The following is an 18,981-nucleotide window of genomic DNA, read 5'->3' as shown; positions in this document are numbered from 1 at the left end:
CGCGAAGGATGACTGTAGTTTGACAGCGGGTCCCGGAGCGCCCCGCATCGGCCGCCGATCCGCGCGGCGCGCCTCCGCGACGGCGCGCGGGGCGGCTTCGCAGCGCGGGCGGCTTCCTGTAGAAGCGCCCCCGCCCGACGGGGAGGCCCGGATCCGCCCCCGAGGACCCGACCCAAGGATCGGCGAAGGACCGCGATGACCGAATTGCCCAACGTGCACGTGCGTGCCGAGGTCCTGGCCCAGGCGCTGCCCCACATGCAGCGCTACGACCAGGAGATCGTCGTCATCAAGTACGGCGGCCACGCCATGGGCGACCGGGCCGCGGCCGAGGACTTCGCCGAGGACATCGTCCTGCTGGAGCAGTCCGGCCTGAAGCCGATCGTCGTGCACGGCGGCGGACCGCAGATCGGCAAGATGCTCGACCGGCTCGGCATCCAGTCCGAGTTCCGCGGCGGCCTGCGCGTCACCGACGAGGCCACCGTCGAGGTGGTCGAGATGGTCCTGGCCGGCCTGATCAACAAGCAGATCGTCGGCTGGATCTCGGCCGAGGGCGGCCGGGCGGTCGGCCTGTGCGGCAAGGACGGCAACATGGTCCGGGCCAAGCGGGCGATGAAGACCGTCGTCGATCCCGAGAGCCGCGTGGAGCAGACCGTCGATCTGGGCCTCGTCGGCGAGCCGGACCACGTCGAGCGCGGCGTCCTCGACGCGGTGCTCAAGGCCGAGCTGATCCCGGTCCTGGCGCCGGTCGCCTACGGGGCGGACGGGCAGACCTACAACGTGAACGCCGACACCTTCGCGGGGGCGATCGCCGGGGCGCTCCGGGCCAAGCGCCTGCTGCTGCTCACCGACGTGCCGGGCGTCCTCGACAAGGACAAGAAGCTGATCCCGGAACTCACCGTGGAGGATTGCCGGCGCCTGATCGCCGACGGCACCATCACGGGCGGGATGATCCCGAAGATCGAGACCTGCATGTACGCGATCGAGCGCGGCGTCGAGGCGGTCGTCATCCTCGACGGCAAGGTCAACCACGCCGTGCTGCTCGAGCTGTTCACCGATTACGGTGCCGGCACCCTGATCCGTCGCGGCTGAGATCCGGACCGCCCGCGCACCGTGCCGGATCCCGGCGCGGCGCGCGGGCGCAACCTCCGCGCGCCCAGCGCATTGTCGTACCCCGCCCGCCCCGGAGGGGCCGGCCCCAGCAAGGTCCGGGCAAGGTACCGGCAAGCACCGAACTTGCGAGCTTGACCGTTCCAGTCCAGATTCCGGGGCAACAGCAACCTGAGGGGTTCCGGTGCACCACCCCGACAAGGCCCAGTTCACCACGCCCGCGGCGCGCGGCTTCGCCGATGTCGACACCTGGGTGTTCGACCTCGACAACACGCTATACCCGAGCGACGCGGCGGTCTGGCCGAAGGTCGACGAGCGCATCACCCTGTACGTGATGCAGCTCTACGGGCTCGACGGGATCTCGGCCCGCGCCCTGCAGAAGTACTTCTACCACCGCTACGGCACGACGCTGTCGGCGCTGATGGTCGAGTCGCGGGTCGATCCCCACGACTTCCTCGATTTCGCGCACGACATCGACCATTCGTCGATCAAGCTCGACAAGAGCCTCGGCGACGCGATCGAGCGGCTGCCCGGGCGCAAGCTGATCCTGACCAACGGGTCGCGCCGGCACGCCGAGAACGTCGCCGCCAAGCTCGGCATCCTCGACCATTTCGAGGACGTGTTCGACATCGCCGCCGCCGACTTCGTGCCGAAGCCGGAGCGCACGACCTACGAGCGGTTCCTGGAGAAGCACGCCGTCGAACCGACCCGCGCGGCCCTGTTCGAGGACATCGCCCGCAACCTCGCGGTGCCGCACGACCTCGGCATGGCGACCGTGCTGGTGGTGCCGAAGGTCACCGATCCCTACCGCGAGGCCTTCGAGCAGGAGGCGGTGCGCGAGCCGCATATCGACCACATCACGGACGATCTCGCCGCCTTCCTCTCTGCCTGCGTGCTGCCCGAAGTACGACCCGCCTCCGGGGAGCGCCGCTGACGCGAGGCCGGGGCGCTTCACGGGCGGCGCGCATCGGGCCCTGATCCCAAGTCGACCGACGATCCGCCGCGCCGGCAGCAGCGCGGACGGATCGCGGCGGCAACCCAATCGACAAGCCGGCGCCGATCCTGTAGAGAGCCGCCCAACTCACAACAGGATCGCCGAAATCCTGGCGCCGATCGCCCATGAGGGGCGGAACGGCGCGACGGCCGGAGCTATGCCATGAACATCATCGAGCAGCTGGAGCGCGAGGAAGTCGCGCGCCTCGCCAAGACCATCCCGGATTTCGAGCCGGGCGATACGCTCATCGTCAACGTCCGCGTGAAGGAAGGCGAGCGCACCCGCGTCCAGGCCTACGAGGGCGTCTGCATCGCCCGCTCGGGCGGCGGCCTCAACGAGAGCTTCACGGTCCGCAAGATCTCCTACGGTGAGGGCGTGGAGCGCGTCTTCCCGGTCCATTCGCCGATGATCGACTCGATCAAGGTGGCCCGCCGCGGCAAGGTGCGCCGCGCCAAGCTGTACTACCTGCGCGACCGGCGCGGTAAGTCGGCCCGCATCGTCGAGCGCACCGACCGCTACAAGGCCAAGGACACTCCGGCCCCGGCGCCCGCCGCCGCCGAGTAAGCTGTCCGATTCGCTCCGCAGGCCGGAGCGATCGCCTAGTTTCAGACCGGTCCAGCTCAGCCGGGCCGGTTTTTTCGTGGCCGACAGGTCCGTCCAGTCGGCCGATAGCGCTCCTCAGGCAGCCCGGATCCCGTCAAGGAGCCAGTGGATCTCGGCGGAGAGCTGATCGGACCTGCGCGACAGGTCGATCGCGGCGCCGAGCACCTGCTCGGCCGCCTCGCCCGTCGCCTCGGCGCCCTGCGAGACCTCGGCGATGTTGCCGGTGACGGCCTCCGTGCCGGCCGCCGCGCGCGCGACGCTGCGCACGATCTCCTCGGTGGTCGCGCCCTGCTGCTCGATCGCGGCCGCGACGGACGCGGCGAGCGTGCTGACCTCGCCCACACTGCGGCCGATCCCGTTGATCGCCTCCACGGCCTGCCGGGTCGAGGCCTGGACCGCGCCGATCCGCGCGGCGATCTCCTCGGTCGCGGCCGCGGTCTGCTCGGCCAGCGCCTTGACCTCCCCCGCCACGATGGCGAAGCCCCGGCCCGACTCGCCGGCCCGCGCCGCCTCGATCGTGGCGTTGAGGGCGAGGAGGTTGGTCTGACGGGCGATGCCCGCGATCATGCTGGCGACGGCCCCGATCCGCTCGGCCCCGTCGGCGAGATCGCCCACGAGGGCGTCCGTGCGCCGCGCCTCGGTGGCCACCCGCGCGGTCTTGGCCGAGGATTGCGCCATCCGTCCGGAGATCTCCTGGATGGTGATCGCCATCTCCTCGGTGGCCGCGGCGACGCTCTGCACGCTCCCGGCGGTCTCCTGCGCGGCCCCGGCGACGCGCGTCGCTCGGGCACTCGTGCGCGACGCCGTCCGCGCCATCGCCTCGGCGGTCGCCTGCATCTCGGTGGCGGCCGCGGAGACGCCCGTCATCAGCGCCCCGGCCCGGGCCTCGAACGCCCGGGTGAGCGCGTCGAGGGTCTGCGCATGCCGGACCTTGGCCTCAGCTTCGCGCGCGACCGCCCGGTCCGTCTCGGCCTTGGCGACCAGCGCCTGCCGGAACACTTCGACGGTCCGGGCCATCTGACCGATCTCGTCCGTCCGCTCGAGTCCCGGTATCGGCTCCGCGCCGTCGCCCCGGGCGAGCGCCTGCATCCGGCGACCGAGGCGGTCGAGCGGGCGCGTGATGCCGCGCCCGATCAGGACGGAGCCGATCACCCCGAGCGCGCCGACCCCGAGCAGAAGGCCGGTCGCCGCGAGGGCGAGCGTCTGGAAGGCGGCCCTGATGTCGTCGGTGTAGGTCCCCGCCGCGATCATGATGTCCCAGGGCTCGAACCTGACGGCGAGCGTCGTCTTCGGAGACAGGCCTTCGTGCCCTGGCCGGGGGTAGAGATAGCTCAGCGTCGCCGTGTCGGAGGTCTTCAGCCGTCCGATCAGCGTTCCGGCCGCGCGAACGCCGTTGACCCGAGTCTCCAGCTGGTTGCTGCCGACGAGACGGCGGTCGGGGACCGCCAGGACCGTGCCGTCCATCGTGTAGATGGCGACGTAGTTGGTGCCGTTATCGAATCGCATGGCCATGGCGGTCTCGGCCAGCTCCGCCAGGGCCGCCTCACGGGACAGGGCGCCGCTCCTGACCCGGCTCTCGAGACTTTGCGCATAGGTGGTGAACAACTCCGTGACCGTGCGCAGGGACTGCAGCCGCCCCGACAGCATTTCCTGGTAATACATGCGCAGTCCGATGACACCGATGACCGATATAAGTAGACCTATCAAGGCAATCTGCGTCATCATCCTACGCGATAGATTTTTACTCAAAAATATCTTTATCATAATACGTTCCGCGAGATCGACAAACTCGTCGATGCTGCGGTGTGGCCTGATAAATCTGAGCCCGCATGTCAACGTAATCTCGCAGATCTGGATCGAGATCTGAAAGACACGCGGTTCAGGCGCGCAGGGCGGGCGAGGAAGCGGTCACCCGCGACGCGGTCTGCGCCGGCTGCAGGAGCGGGCCGTCAGTCGGCGAGCAGAACCTGAGATCGTGCCCGTGGCGCGGGGCCACGCCCGACCAGCCCGAATGACCGGGATCGAGTCGCTCCCTTGCACGCAGAGCTCGGGCACGATGGGGATGACGTCATCTGCGGATCGGAGTGGCGCCGCGGCCCGACGGAACGGCGCGGAGACGGCGCGATCGGGAGCGGGACAGGCGTCTAGCCGATCCGCGCGGTCACCTCGATCTCGACGCGCATCTCGGGGCGCAGGAGGCCCGCCACGACCACGATCGTGGCGGCGGGCCGGACGTCCGCCAGCACCCGCCCGCAGACGGCCAGCACGGCCTCGGCATCGTCCCGGTCGGTGACGTAGTAGGTGGCGCGCAGGACGCCGCCGAGGCCGGTTCCTGCCTCGGCGAGGACCGAACGGATCGTGCGCCAGCAGGCCTCGGCCTGCGCGGCGGCCCCGTCGGGCATCGTCATCGTGGCGTAGTCGTAGCCGGTCGTCCCGGACAGGTAGACGGTGTCGCCGTCGACCACCGCCCGGGAGTAGCCGTAATCCCGCTCGAACGGGGACCCCGACGTGATCAGCCGCCGGCTCATCCGCCGCGCAGGGCCTCCAGAACCTTGCCGCCGGCGCGGCCCGTGGGTGTCATGCCGAGCCGGCGCTCGACGTCCTTGATGGCGTCGCGCGTCTTCTGGCCGACCTTACCGTCCGGCTCGCCGACGTCGTAGCCGCGGGCGGCCAGCCGGGTCTGGAGGTCGCGGCGCTCGGCCCGCGACAGGGGCGGGTCGTCGGTCGGCCAGGCTGCCTGGACGCCGGGCCGGCCGCGCAGCCGGTCGGACAGGACCGCGATGGCGAGGCCGTAGGATTCGGCGGCGTTGTACGAGTAGATCGCGTCGAAGTTCCGGGTCACCAGGAAGGCCGGTCCGTCGATGCCGGCCGGCGCCAGGATCCCGGCCGGGCCCTCGCCCGAGAGCGGGCGCCCGTCCGCGCGGGTGACGCCGAGCGACGCCCAGTGGGCGACCGGCTTCTTGTTCTTGCGCCCGGCGGCGCCGACGTTGAAGCCGCGGGGCAGCTTCACCTCGTAGCCCCAGACCTGACCGTTCTGCCACTTGGCGACGCGCAGGAAGTTGGCGGTGGAGGCGACGGCGTCGGCCACGGAGTCGACCACGTCGCGCCGGCCGTCGCCGTCGCCGTCCACGGCGAGTCGCTGATAGGTCGTCGGCATGAACTGGGTCTGGCCGAAGGCGCCCGCCCAGGAGCCGGTCAGCCGCTCCGGCGCGATGTCGCCGCGCTCGATGATCCGCAGGGTGGCGATCAGCTCGCCGCGGAAGAAGTCCCGACGGCGGTTGTTCGAGCAGGCGAGCGTCGCCAGCGACTGCACCAGCGGCATCTTGCCGAGATTCTTGCCGAAATTCGACTCGACGCCCCAGACCGCCGCGATCGTGTAGCGGTCGACCCCGTAGCGCGACTCGGCCTGGGCGAGCGCCGCCGCGTTCTGGCGCATGGCCGCGCGCCCGTCCTCGACCCGCTCGTCGTCGACGAGCGCCGCCATGTAGTCCCAGATCGGCGTCTTGAACTCGGGCTGCGCCTGGGACAGCTCGATCACCTTGTCGTCGTAGCCGATGCCGCTCGTGGCGGCCCGGAAGGTCTGCGCCGAGACGCCCGCCGCCGCCGCCTGCGACTGGATGCCGGCGAGGCAGCTGTCGAAATCGGCCCGCGCCGGCAGGCTCGCCAGGGGCAGGACCGCGATGCCGGCGAGCAGCCCGAGCGCGCGCGCCGTCCTCGGTCCCGTCGGGTGCTTCGGCATGCTGACGATCCTCACGATGCGGAACGGAGTCTGGGCGCGGATTCAGGCGACATGTGGGTTAACGAACGGTGAGGAAACCCGCCTCGTCTTGACCCTGCGGCCTACCAACCGGTAGGTTGGCACCGTACTGGCGCATCGCCGGTCGGGTCAACGAACAGGGAGACGGGACGCATGATGAAGGACTGGAATCAGTACGGCGCCGAGCTCGTCAGCACGCTCGGGCGCATCGGTGCGGTGAGCCCGGACCTCCTCAAGGCCCACGACCAGCTCGCCGCGGCGGCCCCGACCGAGCGCAAGCTGGACGCGAAGACCCGCGAGTTGATCGCCCTCGCGGTCGCGGTCACGACCCGGTGCGACGGCTGCATCGCGGTGCATTCCGACGCCGCCCGCAAGGCCGGCGCGAGCAAGGAGGAGGTCGTGGAGGCGCTGGGCGTGGCGGTGGCACTGAACGCCGGCGCCGCCCTGGTCTACACCGCCCGCGCCTTCGAGGCGTTCACCGGCGAGTCCGGCTGAGCCGACCGGGATAGGGCCATGTCCGGTTCGCCGGGTCCGGGGCTCGTCTTCAGGACGGCGTGCCGGCCCGGTCTCGGCTGCCCAGGCGGTCCAGATAGGCGCAGAGCATGTCGGCCAGGGCGTCCGCGAAGGTCGCCATGGCCGCCTCGGTCCGGACCATCTCCGAGATGCGCTCGCCGACCTCGCCGAGCGTCATCGCGATGATCTCGCCCGCGACCGCCAGGTCCGTCTCGGGCGCCGCGGGAAGTGCCGCGCGCAGGAAGTCGCGGAACGCCTGCGAGCCGGCCAGCTGCGGCTCCGCGGCCTCGGGCGCGTCGCGATAGGCCGGGGCGGCCGCGTCGAGGGCCCGGCGCATCGCGGCCTCCGCGCATTCCGAGCGCACGAAGGCGTGGACGGCGGCGCGCAGGCGCTCGCCGGGCGCGCAAGTGGGATCCGTCAGGAGGCCGGCGAGGAGGGCGCTCGTGTCCCGCCACTCGTCGCTCTGGAGCTGGAACAGGATCGCCGCCTTGTTGGGGAAGTACTGGTAGAGCGAGCCGATGCTGACGCCGGCGCGCTCGGCGACCCGCGCCGTCGTGAAGCGCGCCGCGCCGACCTCCGCCAGAACCTGAGCGGCGGCCTCCAGAACGGCCGCGACGAGGTCGCTGGAGCGCGCCTGCCGGGGCTGCTTTCGCCTGGCGATTCCGAGACTTGGCCGGTCGGGCATGGGGCGGGGCTCGGAACGCGAATAGGCGCGGGCAGGGGGCGCCGGTACTCTGCGTCGTGTTCAGTTGAACGCGCAAGACGGAAAGCAACGCGCCATGTCACTCTCAGCATCCACACTCGCCGAACCGCGTATCGCGTCGCTGTTGGACAGTCTCTTCGCGCAGGCGGAGGCCTCCTCACCCTTGAGCGCCATCGGCGATCTCTCGGCGGACGAGCGGGCGCGCCTCATGGGCAGCCGCACCGGCTACCGGGACTTCTACAGCCGGCTCAAGGATATGCCCCTCGCGGTCTCTCGGGAGACCGGCCGGCTGCTCTACATGCTCGCGCGAACCCGCCGGGCGCGGACGATCGTCGAGTTCGGCACGTCCTTCGGTCTCTCGACCCTGCACCTCGCCGCGGCCCTGCGCGACAACGGCGGCGGCCGGCTGATCACCTGCGAGTTCGAGCCGTCCAAGGTGGTGCGGGCGCGGGCGAACCTGATGGAGGCCGGGCTGGCGGACCTCGTCGAGTTCCGCGAGGGCGACGCCCTCCAGACCCTCGGCCTCGACCTGCCCGACTCGGTCGACCTGCTGCTCCTCGACGGGGCGAAGGGGCTCTATCCGGAGGTTCTGAGCCTCGTGGAGAGTCGCCTCGGACCGGGGGCCCTGGTGGTCGCCGACAACGCGGAACACAGCCCGGACTACCTGCAGCGGGTGCGCGCGCCGAGCCGCGGCTACCTGTCGGTGCCGTTCGCCGAGGACGTGGAGCTGTCCATGCGGCTCGGGTGAGGCGGGCCCTGGCCTCGGACCGGCGGTCGCGTCAGCGCGGCGCGACCGCCGTCGGGACGCGGGTCCGGTCGCTCAGGCCCACTCGCGCTGGGCGAGCTTCTGCTCGTAGGCGTCGATGGAGGAGACGCGCTCCAGCGTCAGCCCGATCTCGTCCAGGCCGTTCAGCAGGTTGTGCTTGCGGCCCTCGTCGACGTCGAAATGCAGGGTGCCGCCGTCCGGTCCCCGGATCGTCTGCGCCGCCAGGTCGACCGTCAGGGTGGCGTTCGCGCCGCGCTCGGCGTCCTCGAAGAGCTTCTCCAGATCCTCGGGCGACACGACGATCGCCAGGATACCGTTCTTCGCGCAGTTGTTGAAGAAGATGTCGGCGAAGCTCGTGGAGATCACGCAGCGGATGCCGAAATCGGCCAGCGCCCAGGGCGCGTGCTCCCGGGACGAGCCGCAGCCGAAATTATCCCCGCACACCAGGATCTTGCTGTTCCGGTAGGCGGGCTGGTTGAGGATGAAGTCCGGATTCTCGGAGCCGTCCTCGCGGTAGCGCATCTCGGCGAACAGGCTCTTGCCGAGGCCGGTCCGCCGGATCGTCTTCAGGTACTTCGCCGGGATGATCCGGTCGGTATCGACGTTGATCGTCCGCAGGGGCGCCGCGACGCCCTCCAGGGTGGTGAACTTTTCCATCGTCTGACGGCTCGTGTCGGTGGTCTCTCTGTCGCGCGGTTTAGCAGCCGCGGGCCCGGGCCGGAAGCGTCAGGCGAGGTCGGGCGCCGTCGCCCGGGACAGGGTGCCGTCGTGGAGGGCCGAGGCGACCAGCGCCCCGGCGATCCCGGCCGCCCGGAGCGCCCGCAGGTCGTCCGGGCCGCGCACGCCGCCCGCCGCGTAGAGGCGGCGATCCGGCGCCCGCGCGCGCAGGGCTCCCAGGGCCGCGAGGTCCGGGCCGGCCCCGGCGCCGACCTGCGCCAGCGTCATGGCGATCACCTCCGGCGGCCAGAGCGCCGGATCGTCGTGGAGGGCCGCCGGGCCGAGCCGCTCCGCGCCGCGCGTGTCGAGGGAGAACACCGCCCGGTCGCCGAGCCGCGTCACGAGGTCGGCATCCGCCTGGCTCTCGCTGCCGATCACCGGTCGCCCGAGCCCGGCCTCCAGGAACGCCGCGACGCCCTCCGGCTCGGCGAAGCCGGCATCGACCCACAGGGCGATCCCCGGGCAGGCGCGGGCGATCGCCTCCAGGGCGCGGAGATCGGGCGCGGCGCGGTCGATGATCGCGTCGAGATCGGCGACGTAGAGGATCGCGGCGGGCCACGCGTCGACCAGCCCGCGGGCCACCGCGTCCGGCGCCGAGCCCTTTGCCAAGGGCGTCTCGATCGGGGCATAGGAGGAGCGCTCGCCCCGGCGCGCCCGCACCACGCGGCCGCCCCGGAGATCGAGCACCGGGATCACCGCGAAGCCGGGGCGCCCGATCCTGTGGTCCATCGAGGCGCTCATCGCGGTCCCATGCGCTCATCAAACCCAACGACCATCGGGTGGGACCTCGGCGGGGTCCACGTCAAGGTCGCCCTGGTCGAGGACGGCCGGGTCGCGGCCGCCGCCCAGGTGCCGTGCCCGCTCTGGCAGGGCCTGCCGGCCCTCGACCGGGCGCTGGAGGCCGCCCCCGACTGGGCCCGCGGCGCGGCCCTGCACGCCGTGACCATGACGGGCGAGCTGACCGACTGCTTCGCCGACCGGCGCGACGGCGTCGCGGCGCTCGCCGGATGGGCCGGGTCGCACCTCGCCGGGACTGTGCGCATCTACGCCGGCCGCTCCGGCCTCGTCGCCCCTGAGGCGGCCGCGTCCCTGTCGGCGGACGTGGCCTCGGCCAACTGGCACGCCACCGCGGCGCTCGCCGGCCGGCACCTCCCGGACGCGCTGCTGGTCGATATCGGCTCGACCACCGCCGACCTGATTCCCGTTGTGGGCGGGCAGGCGGCCGCGACCGGCTACAGCGACGCCGAGCGGCTGGAGACCGGCGAGCTCGTCTATACCGGCGCGGTGCGCACGCCGGTGATCGCTCTGTCCCACCACGCCCCCTTCGCGGGCCGCCGGACCCGGCTGATGACCGAGACCTTCGCCCACATGGCGGACGTCTACCGCATCCTCGGCCAGCTCCCCGAGGGCGCCGACCAGCAGCCGAGCGGCGACCGCAAGGGCAAGACGGTCGCCGAGAGCGAGACCCGGCTCGCCCGGATCGTCGGGCGGGACCGGGCGGAGGCGCCCGGAGCGGCCTGGACGGCGCTCGCCGCCCATTTCGCCGAGGCGCAGCTGCGCCTGCTGCACGACGCGGCGGCGGAGATCCTCAGCCGGCCTGACATCGGCGCGGACGCGCCCCTCGTCCTGTGCGGCGCCGGCGCCTTCGTGGGCGCCCGCCTCGCCGAGCGTCTCGGCCGGCCCTCGAGACCGCTCGTGACGCTGCTGGCGGACCGGATCGGCGGCGCGCGCGACGGCATCTCGACCTGTGGACCGGCGGTGGCGGTCGGCCTCATCGCCGCGGAGGAGGCACTCGCATGAGCGCAATCAAGATCCTGGCCCGGATCCTGACGGCCCGGGTCGGGCCGCATATCGAGCTGGCCGTCGAGACGGAGACCGGAGAGGTTCTGAAGGTGCTCGCCACCGAGGACCAGGTCGACCGGCTGGTCGACGAGCTCGAGGACATCCTCAACTCGCCCGCCGACCCGGAGGATGACGGGCCGCCCCAGGCGGCCTGAGGCCCCGGGACCCGCCGGTCGCCATGAGTCTGATCGCCGCCAAGATCGTCGTCACGCCGACCCTGATGTGGGCCGTGTCGGCGGCCGCGCGCCGGTGGGGCAGCCTCGTCGGCGGCCTGCTCTCGGGCCTCCCGCTGACCTCGGCGCCGATCTCGATCTACCTCGCCGCCGAGCAGGGCGAGCGCTTCGCCGCCGACGCGGCGATCGGCTCGGTGGAGGGGCTCGGCGCGGTCACCGTCAGCTACCTCGTCTACGCCGTCGCCGCGCCGCGGACGGGGGGCCTCGCGGCCGCGCTACTCGCCCTCGCGGGCTTCGTCCTCGGCGGCGCGCTGCTGCACGGGGTGATCCAGCCCGGCCTGTGGCTCGCCACGGCGATCGACCTGCCGGCGATGGTCCTGGTGGTCGCCCTGTGCCGGCCGGCCGCGGGGACCGAATCGCCGGCCCGCCGGGCGCGCCCGCCGCGCTGGGACATGCCGGCCCGGCTCGCGGCCGCCACCGTCCTGGTCCTGCTGGTCTCGGGGCTGGCGCCGCATCTCGGCTCCGGCCTGAGCGGCGTCCTGGCGCCGATCCCGATCATCTCCTGGCCGCTCATCGTCTTCGCCCGGGCGCAGGACGGCGTCGGCGCCGCCCTGGAGGTGGTGCGCGGCAGCGCCCAGGGCGCGTTCGGCGTGCTGGCCTTCTATGTCTGCGTGCACCTGCTCCTCGGTCGGATCGACCCGGTCGCGGCCTACGCCGCCGCGATCGCGGTGTCGGCGGCCTGCGTGCTGCCGTGGCTGGTCGCGCGGCGGCGCCCGCTTTCCGCCTGACCGGGCCGCGCCGAGGCGACCGCGGAGGGGATCGATGCTGCCGGAGACCGGAATCCCGACCCTCACACCGGGCTACGCGGCGGTGCCGCCCGGCCATCTCGCCACGATCGTCACCAGCCTGGAGATGCTGCGCCCGCCGCCCCCGCGGCCCGGACGGCCGTTCCCGCCCGGGCTCGCCCTCGAGCCCCTGGAACGCACCGACCCGGAGACCTACCGGAGCCTGTTCCGGGCGGTGGGCGCCGACTGGCTCTGGTTCTCGCGCCTCACCCTGGCCGACGAAGCGCTGGCGGCGATTTTGGCCGATCGGGATGTCGAGATTCTCGCGCTGCGGCGGGACGGGCGGAACGTCGGCATGCTGGAACTGGATTTCCGCCGGCCCGGCACCTGCGAGCTGGTCTTCCTCGGACTGACCGGGGACGCGGTCGGGACCGGGATCGGCCGCACGCTGATGAACGCGGCGATCGGCCGGGCCTGGGCGCGCCCGATCGCGCGGTTCTGGGTGCATACCTGCACGCTGGACCATCCCGGCGCGCTCGCCTTCTACCGGCGCTCCGGCTTCGTTCCTTTCGCGATCCACGTCGAGGTCGCGCCCGATCCGCGGCTCGACGGGACCCTGCCGCGCGACTGCGCCCCGCACGTGCCGCGGCTCGGCTGAGGCGCCGCGGGGTCTGGACACGAAGAGACCCGCGGCCTCGCGGCCGCGGGTCTCGTGTCGTCAGTCGCGCACGCCGGTCAGGCGGCGGTGCGCTTGCGGGCTTCCTGCTTCGTGTCGACGCCGGCCGCTTTGATCTCGGACAGCTTCTGCGCGACGTTGCGCGAGAACACGAACTCGGCCGGGCGCTGGTTCTCCAGGCTGACCTCGGGGGCCATCTCGCCCTCGGTCTTGATGCCGCGGATCGCGTGCACCAGCGGCTTCCAGGGCTTGCGGACCGAATCGACCACCGAGGAGGCCTCGTAGCCCGAGTGGACCATGCAGTCGGCGCACTTCTCGTAGTTGCCGGTGCCGTAGGCGTCCCAGTCGGTGGTCTCCATCAGCTCCTTGAAGGTCGCCGCGTAGCCCTCGCCGAGCAGGTAGCAGGGCTTCTGCCAGCCGAACACGGTGCGGGTCGGGTTGCCCCACGGGGTGCAGTGGTAGGTCTGGTTGCCGGCCAGGAAGTCGAGGAACAGGCCCGACTGCTGGAAGGTCCACTTCTCGCGGCCCTTCTCCTTGCCGTGCCGGAACACGCCGCGGAACAGGTCCTTCGTCGCCTTGCGGTTCAGGAAGTGCTTCTGGTCGGGGGCGCGCTCGTAGGCGTAGCCGGGGGAGACGGTGATGCCGTCGATGCCCATCCGGGTCACGCTGTCGAAGAAGTCGGCGATCTTCTCCGGCTGGGAATTGTTGAAGAAGGTGCAGTTGATGGTGACCCGGAAGCCCATCTCCTTGGCCTTCGCGATCGCCGCCACGGCCTTGTCGTAGACGCCGCGCTGGCACACCGACTGGTCGTGCATCTCCTTGTCGCCGTCCAGATGGATCGACCACGTGAAGTACGGGCTCGGCTTGTACTCCTTGATCTTCTTCTCGAGGAGCAGCGCGTTCGTGCAGACGATCGCGAACTTCTTCTGGGCGATGATGCCCTCGACGATCTGCGGCAGGTCCTTGTGGAGGAGCGGCTCGCCGCCGGCGATCACCACCACCGGGGCGCCGCACTCGCGCACCGATTCGAGCGCGTCGGCGACCGGGAGGCGCTTGTTCAGGATCTCGTCCGGGTAGTCGATCTTGCCGCAGCCGGCGCAGGCCAGGTTACAGCGAAACAGCGGCTCCATCATCATCACAAGCGGGTAACGCTTGCGGCCCGTGAGGTGCTGCTTCAGGATGTAGCCGCCGATCTTCGCGACGTACCGGAGGGGGATACCCAAGATTGCGGCTCCTTACTTCGTCGGCCCCGGGACATCGGGGTGCTTAACGCGAAAAAATCTCGAATTCCAGCCATCTAGCTTGGAACTAATCTGAAATGACCCCGTTTCAGCGGGGCGATGACATCTTATTCCGTGCCTGACGCAACGGCGCCACATGGACCGCGCTTGCGGAGCCCGTGGGCGGACGCGCCCGATCGTTGAGGACAGCACGTGCATTGCGTCGGCAATACGACCGGAATCCCACGATTCGGGTGGCCGCGCCAGAAACGCCGTGCGCTAGCGCACACGGGCGGGCGCGGGATGCGCGCCACGGCGGCCGCGTTGCAATCTGGCATCGCCCTCTTTACTGAGCCTCGTGGCCGCGATGCAAGTCCCGGCCCGCGGCGGGTGTCCCGACCGCGGACCGCATCGGGCGCAATCAGTCAGGTGCCGGGCGCGCGCGGCGCGCTCGGATCGGGCGGTGTGGCGTTCCTCGAACCCGATGCGCACCCGGCCGAATCGCGGAGCGTCGCGCGGCGGAGCCCTGAGCCCGCCCGTGTCGGTGGCCCGGGTTCGAACCGGACAGATGGCAGGAGCCGGTCGCGCACGGGGCGCGTCCGATGCGAACAGGCAGGGTGCTCGTGATCGAAAGTCTCGTCGCGTTCTCGGTGCGGTATCGGTGGATCGTGATCGCCTTCACGGCGTTCCTCACGGTCGCGAGCCTCGGAGTCGCGGCGCACCTGTTCCGAATCAACACCGACGTCGAGCGGCTGATCGACCCGAAGGAGCCGTGGCGGCAGGACGAGATCAATTTCGAGAAGGCGTTCCCGCAGCGCAGCAACACCATCGTCGCGGTCATCAACGGCGAGACGCCGGAGGAGACCGAGGAGGCGGCCGCCAACCTCGCCAAGGCGCTCACGGCGCACAAGAACCTGATCGAGACGGTCTACCGGCCCGACGGCGGCCCGTTCTTCAACAAGAACGGCCTGCTGCTGATGTCGCAGGCGGACCTCGACAAGACCCTGGAGGCGCTGACCCAGCAGCAGGGTCTGCTCGGGCCGCTCGCCGCCGACCCGTCGCTGCGGGGCATCATGCGGGTGCTGACGCTCGGCGCGCGCGGCGTGAAGAGCGGCGAGGCCAAGATCGAGGACCTCGAGAAGCCCATGGGGCAGATCGACGCCACCCTGCAGAAGGTGCTGGCGGGTCAGCGGGCGCGCCTGTCCTGGCAGGAACTCCTGTCGGGGGGTGAGACCAGCGTCACCGACAAGATGAAGTTCGTGGTGATCCAGCCGGTCCTCGACTTCAACGCCCTGGAGCCCGGCTACCAGGCGACCAAGCTGATCCGCAACGTCGCCAAGGATCTCGGGATCGACGCCCAGAACGGCCTGCGGATGCGCCTGACCGGCACGGTGGCGGTGGCGGACGAGGAGTTCGCGACGCTGTCGGAGGATGCCGGCCTCAACAACAGCATCATCGTCGGCGCGATCGTGCTGTTCCTGTGGCTGGCCCTGCGCTCGGGCAAGCTCGTCGGCGCGGTGATCATCACCACCTTCGCGGGCCTCGTGGTCACGGCCGCCCTGGGCCTCATCATGGTCAAGGAGCTGAACCCGATCTCGGTGGCCTTCGCGGCCCTGTTCGTCGGGCTCGGCATCGATTTCGGCATCCAGTTCTCGGTGCGCTACCGGGCCGACCGCTACGAGCAGCCGACCCTGGAGAGCGCGATCCGCGCCGCCGCCCGGGGCGTCGGCTGGTCGCTGACGCTCGCCGCGGTGTCGCTGGTGGCGGGCTTCTTCGCCTTCCTGCCCACGGCCTTCCGCGGCGTGTCGGAGCTGGGCCTGATCGCCGGCGTCGGCATGATCGTGGCCTTCCTGTTCTCGCTGATCCTGCTGCCGGCCCTGATCGCGGTGTTCAAGCCGGTGGGCGAGAAGGCCGCGGTCCAGACCGAGTGGCTCGTCGGCGTCGACCCCTGGATCATCCGGCACCGCAAGCCGATCCTGATCGGCGTCGGCCTCGTGACCCTGGCCGGCGCGCCGCTGCTCTGGCACCTGCCGTTCGACTCGAACCCGATGCACCTGCGCAGCGCCAAGACGCAGTCCATCGCGACCTACCTGGACCTGATCAAGAATCCCGAGACCAGCCCGAACTTCATCGACGTGCTGGCGCCCAGAGTCGCGGAGGTCCCGTCGCTGTCGAAGACGCTCCTGGCCCTGCCGGTCACCGCCTCGGTCAACAGCATCGACACCTTCGTGCCGCGGGATCAGGACAAGAAGCTGGCCCAGATCGCCGACACGGCCCAGCTGCTCGACCCGGTGCTCAATCCCGGCCGCCGGCCGCCGCCGCCGACCGACGCCGACAACGTGAAGGCGCTCAAGGACGCGGCCGCGGCGCTCAACGGCCTCTCGGCCGACGCCAAGGGCGACGCGAAGGGCGCCCAGGAGGCCAAGCAGCTCGCCGGCACCCTGGACAAGCTCGCCGCCGGACCGGTGCAGATGCGCGAGGCGGCCTCGGTGGCGCTCACCAAGGATCTGGTGCCGCTGCTCGCCCGCCTGCGCGACCTGCTGCATCCCGAGAAGATCACGCTGGACAACCTGCCGCCGCAGTTGAAGGCCGACTGGGTGGCGGCGGACGGACGGGCGCGCATCGAGGTTCACCCGAAGGGCGACTCGAACGACGACACCGTGCTCCGCCGGTTCTCGGACGAGGTCCTGAAGGTCGCCCCGCACGCGACCGGCGCGCCGGTGGCCACCACGCAGTCGAGCTACACGATCCTGGGCGCCTTCGTGCAGGCGGCAGTAACGGCCTTCGTGCTGATCTTCGTCATCCTGTCGGTCGCCCTGCGCAAGCCGTGGGACGTGGCGATGACCCTCGGCCCGCTGGTGATCGCGACGCTCTGGACGCTGATGGCGATGCGCATCGTCGGCATGCCGCTGAACTTCGCCAACATCATCGCCCTGCCGCTGATGCTCGCGGTCGGCGTGGCGTTCCACATCTACTACGTGATCGCGTGGCGGGCGGGCGTGACCGACATGCTCGCCTCCAGCCTCACCCGGGCGATCTTCTTCTCGGCGCTCACCACGGGCAGCGCCTTCGGGTCGCTGGTCCTGTCGAGCCATCCGGGCACGGCCAGCATGGGCAAGCTGCTGGCGCTGTCGCTGTTCTTCACCCTGGTGGCGGCGTTCTTCGTGGTTCCGGCGACCCTCGGCGAGCCGCCGGAGCAGCCCGACGAGGATCGTCCGGAAGCCGAGAAGGCGGCCGGCGCGGCCCTGCGCAAATCCGCCCCGCACCAGGATCCGGTGCCCGCCAAGTAGAAGCCGAGCAGCGCCGGCCGGTCGCGGCCGGCGCTTCGGAGGGCCTCAAAGGGCCTTCTGGAAGAAGTGGTCCGGATAGGGATCGTCGTTGAAGCGGTCGATCTCCTCCCAGCCCGACCGCCGGTAGAGCGCCAGGGCCTCGGGCAGGGCGCTGCTGGTGTCGAGCCGCAGCGTCCGGATCCCGAGGTCGCGGGCGGCGGCCTCGGCCTCCCGCATCAGCCGCTTGGCGAGGCCCAGCCCGCGCGCCGCGGGATCGACCCAGAGCCGCTTGATCTCCGCGACCGCGCCGCCGCCCCCCTTGAGCCCGACGCATCCGACCGGCAGCCCGTCGGCGCTCGCGAGCAGGAACACGCCGCGCGGCCGCACCATGGTGGCGGCCTCCGGGTCGCACGACAGGGCGACGTCGAACCCGCCGGCAAACCGGGTCGCGAGCTCGGCGTAGTAGGCGGCGAGGCAGGCGCGGGCGCCCGCGCCGGTCGGGTCGGCCTCCCGGATCGCGATGGCGTCGCGTCCGAGGGCCAGGGCGACCCGGTCCATGGCGTGCAACAGCGCGTCCACCTGCGGTGCGCGCTCCAGCAGGGCGACGGCGCGGGCATCCGACAGCGCCTCGTAGGCCGCGAACTCGCGCCGCCCGGCCTCGGTCAGGGAGGCGACCCGACGGCGGGCATCCGCGGGATGCGGCGCGGTCGCCACCAGCCCCTCCTCCTCCAGGCTCCGCAGGAGACGGCTCATCAGGCCGGAATCGAGACCTTGATAGGCGCGGATCTCGCCGATCTCCGCGCGGCCCGCGCCGATGGCGTTCAGGACCCGCGCCGCGCCCAGGGGACGGCCGCGACCGAGGAACGAGGAATCGAGCGCGCCGACCTCGGCGGTGACCGCGCGGGCGAAGCGGCGGACGCGGGCGATCTCGGCAGGCTCCATGTTATCTGACTAAAGTCAGATAACGACCTGGGTCAACCGAGGAAGTCGGAGAACCCACCGCGGACGGCACCCGACGCGTCGGCGGCCGACCGGGATGCGGGGGCGGTCAGGGCGTCGCGCTCGTCGGCGTAGCGGTAGCCCGGCGCCTCGCCGGGGAAGCCGCCGGCGGTGGCCGGATGGGTGTAGAGCTCGGTCAGGCCGTCCGGAAGTTCGGCCAGCAGGGCCGCGACACGGGCGGGCGTCATGGCGCCGGACCACGCGAGGCCGAGGGTGCGGTCGGGGATCAGCAGCCCGGCCTGCCGGGCGCGGACGGCGAGCAGCGCCGCCCAGGGCGCGATGTCGAGGGCGGCTCGCGGCCGCGCGCCGGGCTCGGCGCGGCGCAGGATCTCGCGCGGCTCCCGCGGCACCCGCAGGGCGCGCATCCCGAAGTCGCGGCCGACGCGCAGCACCGCCCCGGCGATCAGCGGGTGGACGTGGAAGTGCTTGTGGGCGTTGACGTGGTCCAGCGGCAGGCCGGTGGCCCGGTAGGCCTCGAACTGCGCCCGGATCTCGGCCGCGAGCTGGCGCCGGGCCGCCGGCCTGCGGGCGAAGTCGAGGCCGAGGCGGGCCATGTCGGCCCGCAACAGGCCGGCCTCGTCCGTCAGGTCGGGAAGCTGTTCCGCCGGCAGGGTCGGCCACGCCTCCACGAGGACGAGGTGCAGCCCGACCCGCAGGGACGGCATCCGCCGGGCCCGCGCCACGGCGTCGGCGGCGGCCGGCGCCGAGACCATCAGGCTCGCCGCCGTGAGGATCCCGTCGCGATGGGCCTGCTCGACGGCCTCGTTGACCTCGGGGCTCAGCCCGAAATCATCCGCGGTGACGACCAGACGCTTCACGGTAACCTCGTAACGGGTGTCGAGAGGGCTCGCCCTCTC

19 protein-coding genes are annotated in these 18,981 nt (G+C 71.6%); 10 read left to right on the top strand and 9 right to left on the bottom strand.

The window, feature by feature from the left end:
* Nucleotides 1-195 precede the first annotated feature (195 nt).
* The 3 genes from argB to rplS all read left to right on the top strand — a co-directional run bounded on the left by argB (nucleotide 196) and on the right by rplS (nucleotide 2,665).
* A complete protein-coding gene (argB, locus tag ABIC30_RS12780; RefSeq protein WP_020095286.1) occupies nucleotides 196-1,089 on the top strand; it encodes an acetylglutamate kinase in 894 nt (297 codons plus the stop codon).
* Nucleotides 1,090-1,291: 202 nt separating this feature from the next.
* Complete coding sequence (locus ABIC30_RS12775; protein WP_020095287.1) at nucleotides 1,292-2,041, top strand: pyrimidine 5'-nucleotidase; 750 nt, start codon at nucleotides 1,292-1,294, stop codon at nucleotides 2,039-2,041.
* Between the two features lie 222 nt (nucleotides 2,042-2,263).
* A complete protein-coding gene (rplS, locus tag ABIC30_RS12770; protein ID WP_020095288.1) occupies nucleotides 2,264-2,665 on the top strand; it encodes a 50S ribosomal protein L19 in 402 nt (133 codons plus the stop codon).
* Nucleotides 2,666-2,779: 114 nt separating this feature from the next.
* Here rplS and ABIC30_RS12765 read toward each other — a convergent pair whose 3' ends face one another.
* The 3 genes from ABIC30_RS12765 to ABIC30_RS12755 form a co-directional block, all read right to left on the bottom strand.
* Nucleotides 2,780-4,366 (bottom strand): methyl-accepting chemotaxis protein, encoded by a 1,587-nt coding sequence (locus tag ABIC30_RS12765; protein ID WP_020095289.1) that lies wholly within the window; start codon nucleotides 4,364-4,366, stop codon nucleotides 2,780-2,782.
* Between the two features lie 482 nt (nucleotides 4,367-4,848).
* Nucleotides 4,849-5,232: a RidA family protein gene (locus ABIC30_RS12760; protein WP_020095290.1), complete on the bottom strand. Its 384-nt coding sequence runs from the start codon at nucleotides 5,230-5,232 to the stop codon at nucleotides 4,849-4,851.
* Entirely contained in the window at nucleotides 5,229-6,443 is a 1,215-nt protein-coding gene (locus ABIC30_RS12755; RefSeq protein ID WP_020095291.1) for a lytic murein transglycosylase, read from the bottom strand. The genes ABIC30_RS12760 and ABIC30_RS12755 overlap by 4 nt, the downstream gene beginning before the upstream one ends.
* A gap of 171 nt (nucleotides 6,444-6,614) precedes the next feature.
* Here ABIC30_RS12755 and ABIC30_RS12750 point away from each other — a divergent pair, with 171 nt between their 5' ends.
* The gene (locus ABIC30_RS12750; protein WP_020095292.1) at nucleotides 6,615-6,956 is read left to right on the top strand and encodes a carboxymuconolactone decarboxylase family protein; all 342 of its coding nucleotides are present in this window, start codon (nucleotides 6,615-6,617) and stop codon (nucleotides 6,954-6,956) included.
* 49 nt (nucleotides 6,957-7,005) lie between these two features.
* On the opposite strand, the gene ABIC30_RS12745 is transcribed toward ABIC30_RS12750, so the two are convergent.
* The gene (locus ABIC30_RS12745; RefSeq protein WP_020095293.1) at nucleotides 7,006-7,659 is read right to left on the bottom strand and encodes a TetR/AcrR family transcriptional regulator; all 654 of its coding nucleotides are present in this window, start codon (nucleotides 7,657-7,659) and stop codon (nucleotides 7,006-7,008) included.
* Between the two features lie 94 nt (nucleotides 7,660-7,753).
* Here ABIC30_RS12745 and ABIC30_RS12740 point away from each other — a divergent pair, with 94 nt between their 5' ends.
* A complete protein-coding gene (locus tag ABIC30_RS12740) occupies nucleotides 7,754-8,425 on the top strand; it encodes an O-methyltransferase (RefSeq protein WP_354455296.1) in 672 nt (223 codons plus the stop codon).
* 72 nt (nucleotides 8,426-8,497) lie between these two features.
* On the opposite strand, the gene leuD is transcribed toward ABIC30_RS12740, so the two are convergent.
* Nucleotides 8,498-9,100, bottom strand: coding sequence for a 3-isopropylmalate dehydratase small subunit (gene leuD / locus ABIC30_RS12735; RefSeq protein WP_020095295.1), 603 nt, complete (start codon nucleotides 9,098-9,100; stop codon nucleotides 8,498-8,500).
* Nucleotides 9,101-9,169: 69 nt separating this feature from the next.
* On the bottom strand, nucleotides 9,170-9,901 hold the full coding sequence (locus ABIC30_RS12730; protein ID WP_091928214.1) for a HisA/HisF-related TIM barrel protein: 732 nt from the start codon (nucleotides 9,899-9,901) through the stop codon (nucleotides 9,170-9,172).
* 9 nt (nucleotides 9,902-9,910) lie between these two features.
* Between ABIC30_RS12730 and ABIC30_RS12725 the strand changes: the two genes are divergently transcribed.
* From ABIC30_RS12725 to ABIC30_RS12710, 4 genes are read left to right on the top strand one after another with little or no spacing between them, the layout of a single operon-like run.
* The gene (locus tag ABIC30_RS12725) at nucleotides 9,911-10,960 is read left to right on the top strand and encodes a hydantoinase/oxoprolinase family protein (RefSeq protein WP_354455293.1); all 1,050 of its coding nucleotides are present in this window, start codon (nucleotides 9,911-9,913) and stop codon (nucleotides 10,958-10,960) included.
* Nucleotides 10,957-11,157, top strand: a complete 201-nt coding sequence (locus ABIC30_RS12720) for a hypothetical protein (RefSeq protein ID WP_012317969.1) — start codon at nucleotides 10,957-10,959, stop codon at nucleotides 11,155-11,157. Before ABIC30_RS12725 ends, ABIC30_RS12720 begins: the two co-directional genes overlap by 4 nt.
* A 23-nt stretch (nucleotides 11,158-11,180) precedes the next feature.
* The gene (locus tag ABIC30_RS12715; protein WP_100253238.1) at nucleotides 11,181-11,963 is read left to right on the top strand and encodes a hypothetical protein; all 783 of its coding nucleotides are present in this window, start codon (nucleotides 11,181-11,183) and stop codon (nucleotides 11,961-11,963) included.
* Nucleotides 11,964-11,997: 34 nt separating this feature from the next.
* A complete protein-coding gene (locus ABIC30_RS12710; protein WP_020095299.1) occupies nucleotides 11,998-12,618 on the top strand; it encodes a GNAT family N-acetyltransferase in 621 nt (206 codons plus the stop codon).
* A gap of 77 nt (nucleotides 12,619-12,695) precedes the next feature.
* Here the strand turns inward: ABIC30_RS12710 and hpnH are convergent, their stop codons facing one another.
* Entirely contained in the window at nucleotides 12,696-13,859 is a 1,164-nt protein-coding gene (gene hpnH, locus ABIC30_RS12705; protein ID WP_020095300.1) for an adenosyl-hopene transferase HpnH, read from the bottom strand.
* Between the two features lie 620 nt (nucleotides 13,860-14,479).
* Here hpnH and ABIC30_RS12700 point away from each other — a divergent pair.
* Nucleotides 14,480-17,146, top strand: a complete 2,667-nt coding sequence (locus tag ABIC30_RS12700; protein ID WP_354455310.1) for an MMPL family transporter — start codon at nucleotides 14,480-14,482, stop codon at nucleotides 17,144-17,146.
* 45 nt (nucleotides 17,147-17,191) lie between these two features.
* Here ABIC30_RS12700 and ABIC30_RS12695 read toward each other — a convergent pair whose 3' ends face one another.
* Both ABIC30_RS12695 and hpnK read right to left on the bottom strand, forming a co-directional pair.
* Nucleotides 17,192-18,067, bottom strand: a complete 876-nt coding sequence (locus ABIC30_RS12695) for a bifunctional helix-turn-helix transcriptional regulator/GNAT family N-acetyltransferase (RefSeq protein WP_354455290.1) — start codon at nucleotides 18,065-18,067, stop codon at nucleotides 17,192-17,194.
* Between the two features lie 32 nt (nucleotides 18,068-18,099).
* Nucleotides 18,100-18,942, bottom strand: a complete 843-nt coding sequence (gene hpnK, locus ABIC30_RS12690) for a hopanoid biosynthesis-associated protein HpnK (protein ID WP_354455288.1) — start codon at nucleotides 18,940-18,942, stop codon at nucleotides 18,100-18,102.
* Between the last annotated feature and the right edge of the window lie 39 nt (nucleotides 18,943-18,981).

The sequence above is a fragment of the Methylobacterium sp. 1030 genome, assembly GCF_040544715.1.
In the GTDB taxonomy this organism is placed as follows: Bacteria; Pseudomonadota; Alphaproteobacteria; order Rhizobiales; family Beijerinckiaceae; genus Methylobacterium.
Note: the sequence above shows the minus strand (reverse complement) of the source record. Positions and strands in the feature narration are given on the sequence as shown.

Excerpts from the sequence above, each read along its gene's own strand:
- argB (WP_020095286.1), top strand. The coding sequence starts at position 196 with ATGACCGAATTGCCCAACGTGCACGTGCGTGCCGAGGTCCTGGCCCAG.
- rplS (WP_020095288.1), top strand. The coding sequence starts at position 2,264 with ATGAACATCATCGAGCAGCTGGAGCGCGAGGAAGTCGCGCGCCTCGCC.
- ABIC30_RS12765 (WP_020095289.1), bottom strand. The coding sequence starts at position 4,366 with ATGTATTACCAGGAAATGCTGTCGGGGCGGCTGCAGTCCCTGCGCACG.
- ABIC30_RS12760 (WP_020095290.1), bottom strand. The coding sequence starts at position 5,232 with ATGAGCCGGCGGCTGATCACGTCGGGGTCCCCGTTCGAGCGGGATTAC.
- ABIC30_RS12755 (WP_020095291.1), bottom strand. The coding sequence starts at position 6,443 with ATGCCGAAGCACCCGACGGGACCGAGGACGGCGCGCGCGCTCGGGCTG.
- ABIC30_RS12750 (WP_020095292.1), top strand. The coding sequence starts at position 6,615 with ATGATGAAGGACTGGAATCAGTACGGCGCCGAGCTCGTCAGCACGCTC.
- ABIC30_RS12745 (WP_020095293.1), bottom strand. The coding sequence starts at position 7,659 with ATGCCCGACCGGCCAAGTCTCGGAATCGCCAGGCGAAAGCAGCCCCGG.
- ABIC30_RS12740 (WP_354455296.1), top strand. The coding sequence starts at position 7,754 with ATGTCACTCTCAGCATCCACACTCGCCGAACCGCGTATCGCGTCGCTG.
- leuD (WP_020095295.1), bottom strand. The coding sequence starts at position 9,100 with ATGGAAAAGTTCACCACCCTGGAGGGCGTCGCGGCGCCCCTGCGGACG.
- ABIC30_RS12730 (WP_091928214.1), bottom strand. The coding sequence starts at position 9,901 with ATGAGCGCCTCGATGGACCACAGGATCGGGCGCCCCGGCTTCGCGGTG.
- ABIC30_RS12725 (WP_354455293.1), top strand. The coding sequence starts at position 9,911 with ATGCGCTCATCAAACCCAACGACCATCGGGTGGGACCTCGGCGGGGTC.
- ABIC30_RS12720 (WP_012317969.1), top strand. The coding sequence starts at position 10,957 with ATGAGCGCAATCAAGATCCTGGCCCGGATCCTGACGGCCCGGGTCGGG.
- ABIC30_RS12715 (WP_100253238.1), top strand. The coding sequence starts at position 11,181 with ATGAGTCTGATCGCCGCCAAGATCGTCGTCACGCCGACCCTGATGTGG.
- ABIC30_RS12710 (WP_020095299.1), top strand. The coding sequence starts at position 11,998 with ATGCTGCCGGAGACCGGAATCCCGACCCTCACACCGGGCTACGCGGCG.
- ABIC30_RS12695 (WP_354455290.1), bottom strand. The coding sequence starts at position 18,067 with ATGGAGCCTGCCGAGATCGCCCGCGTCCGCCGCTTCGCCCGCGCGGTC.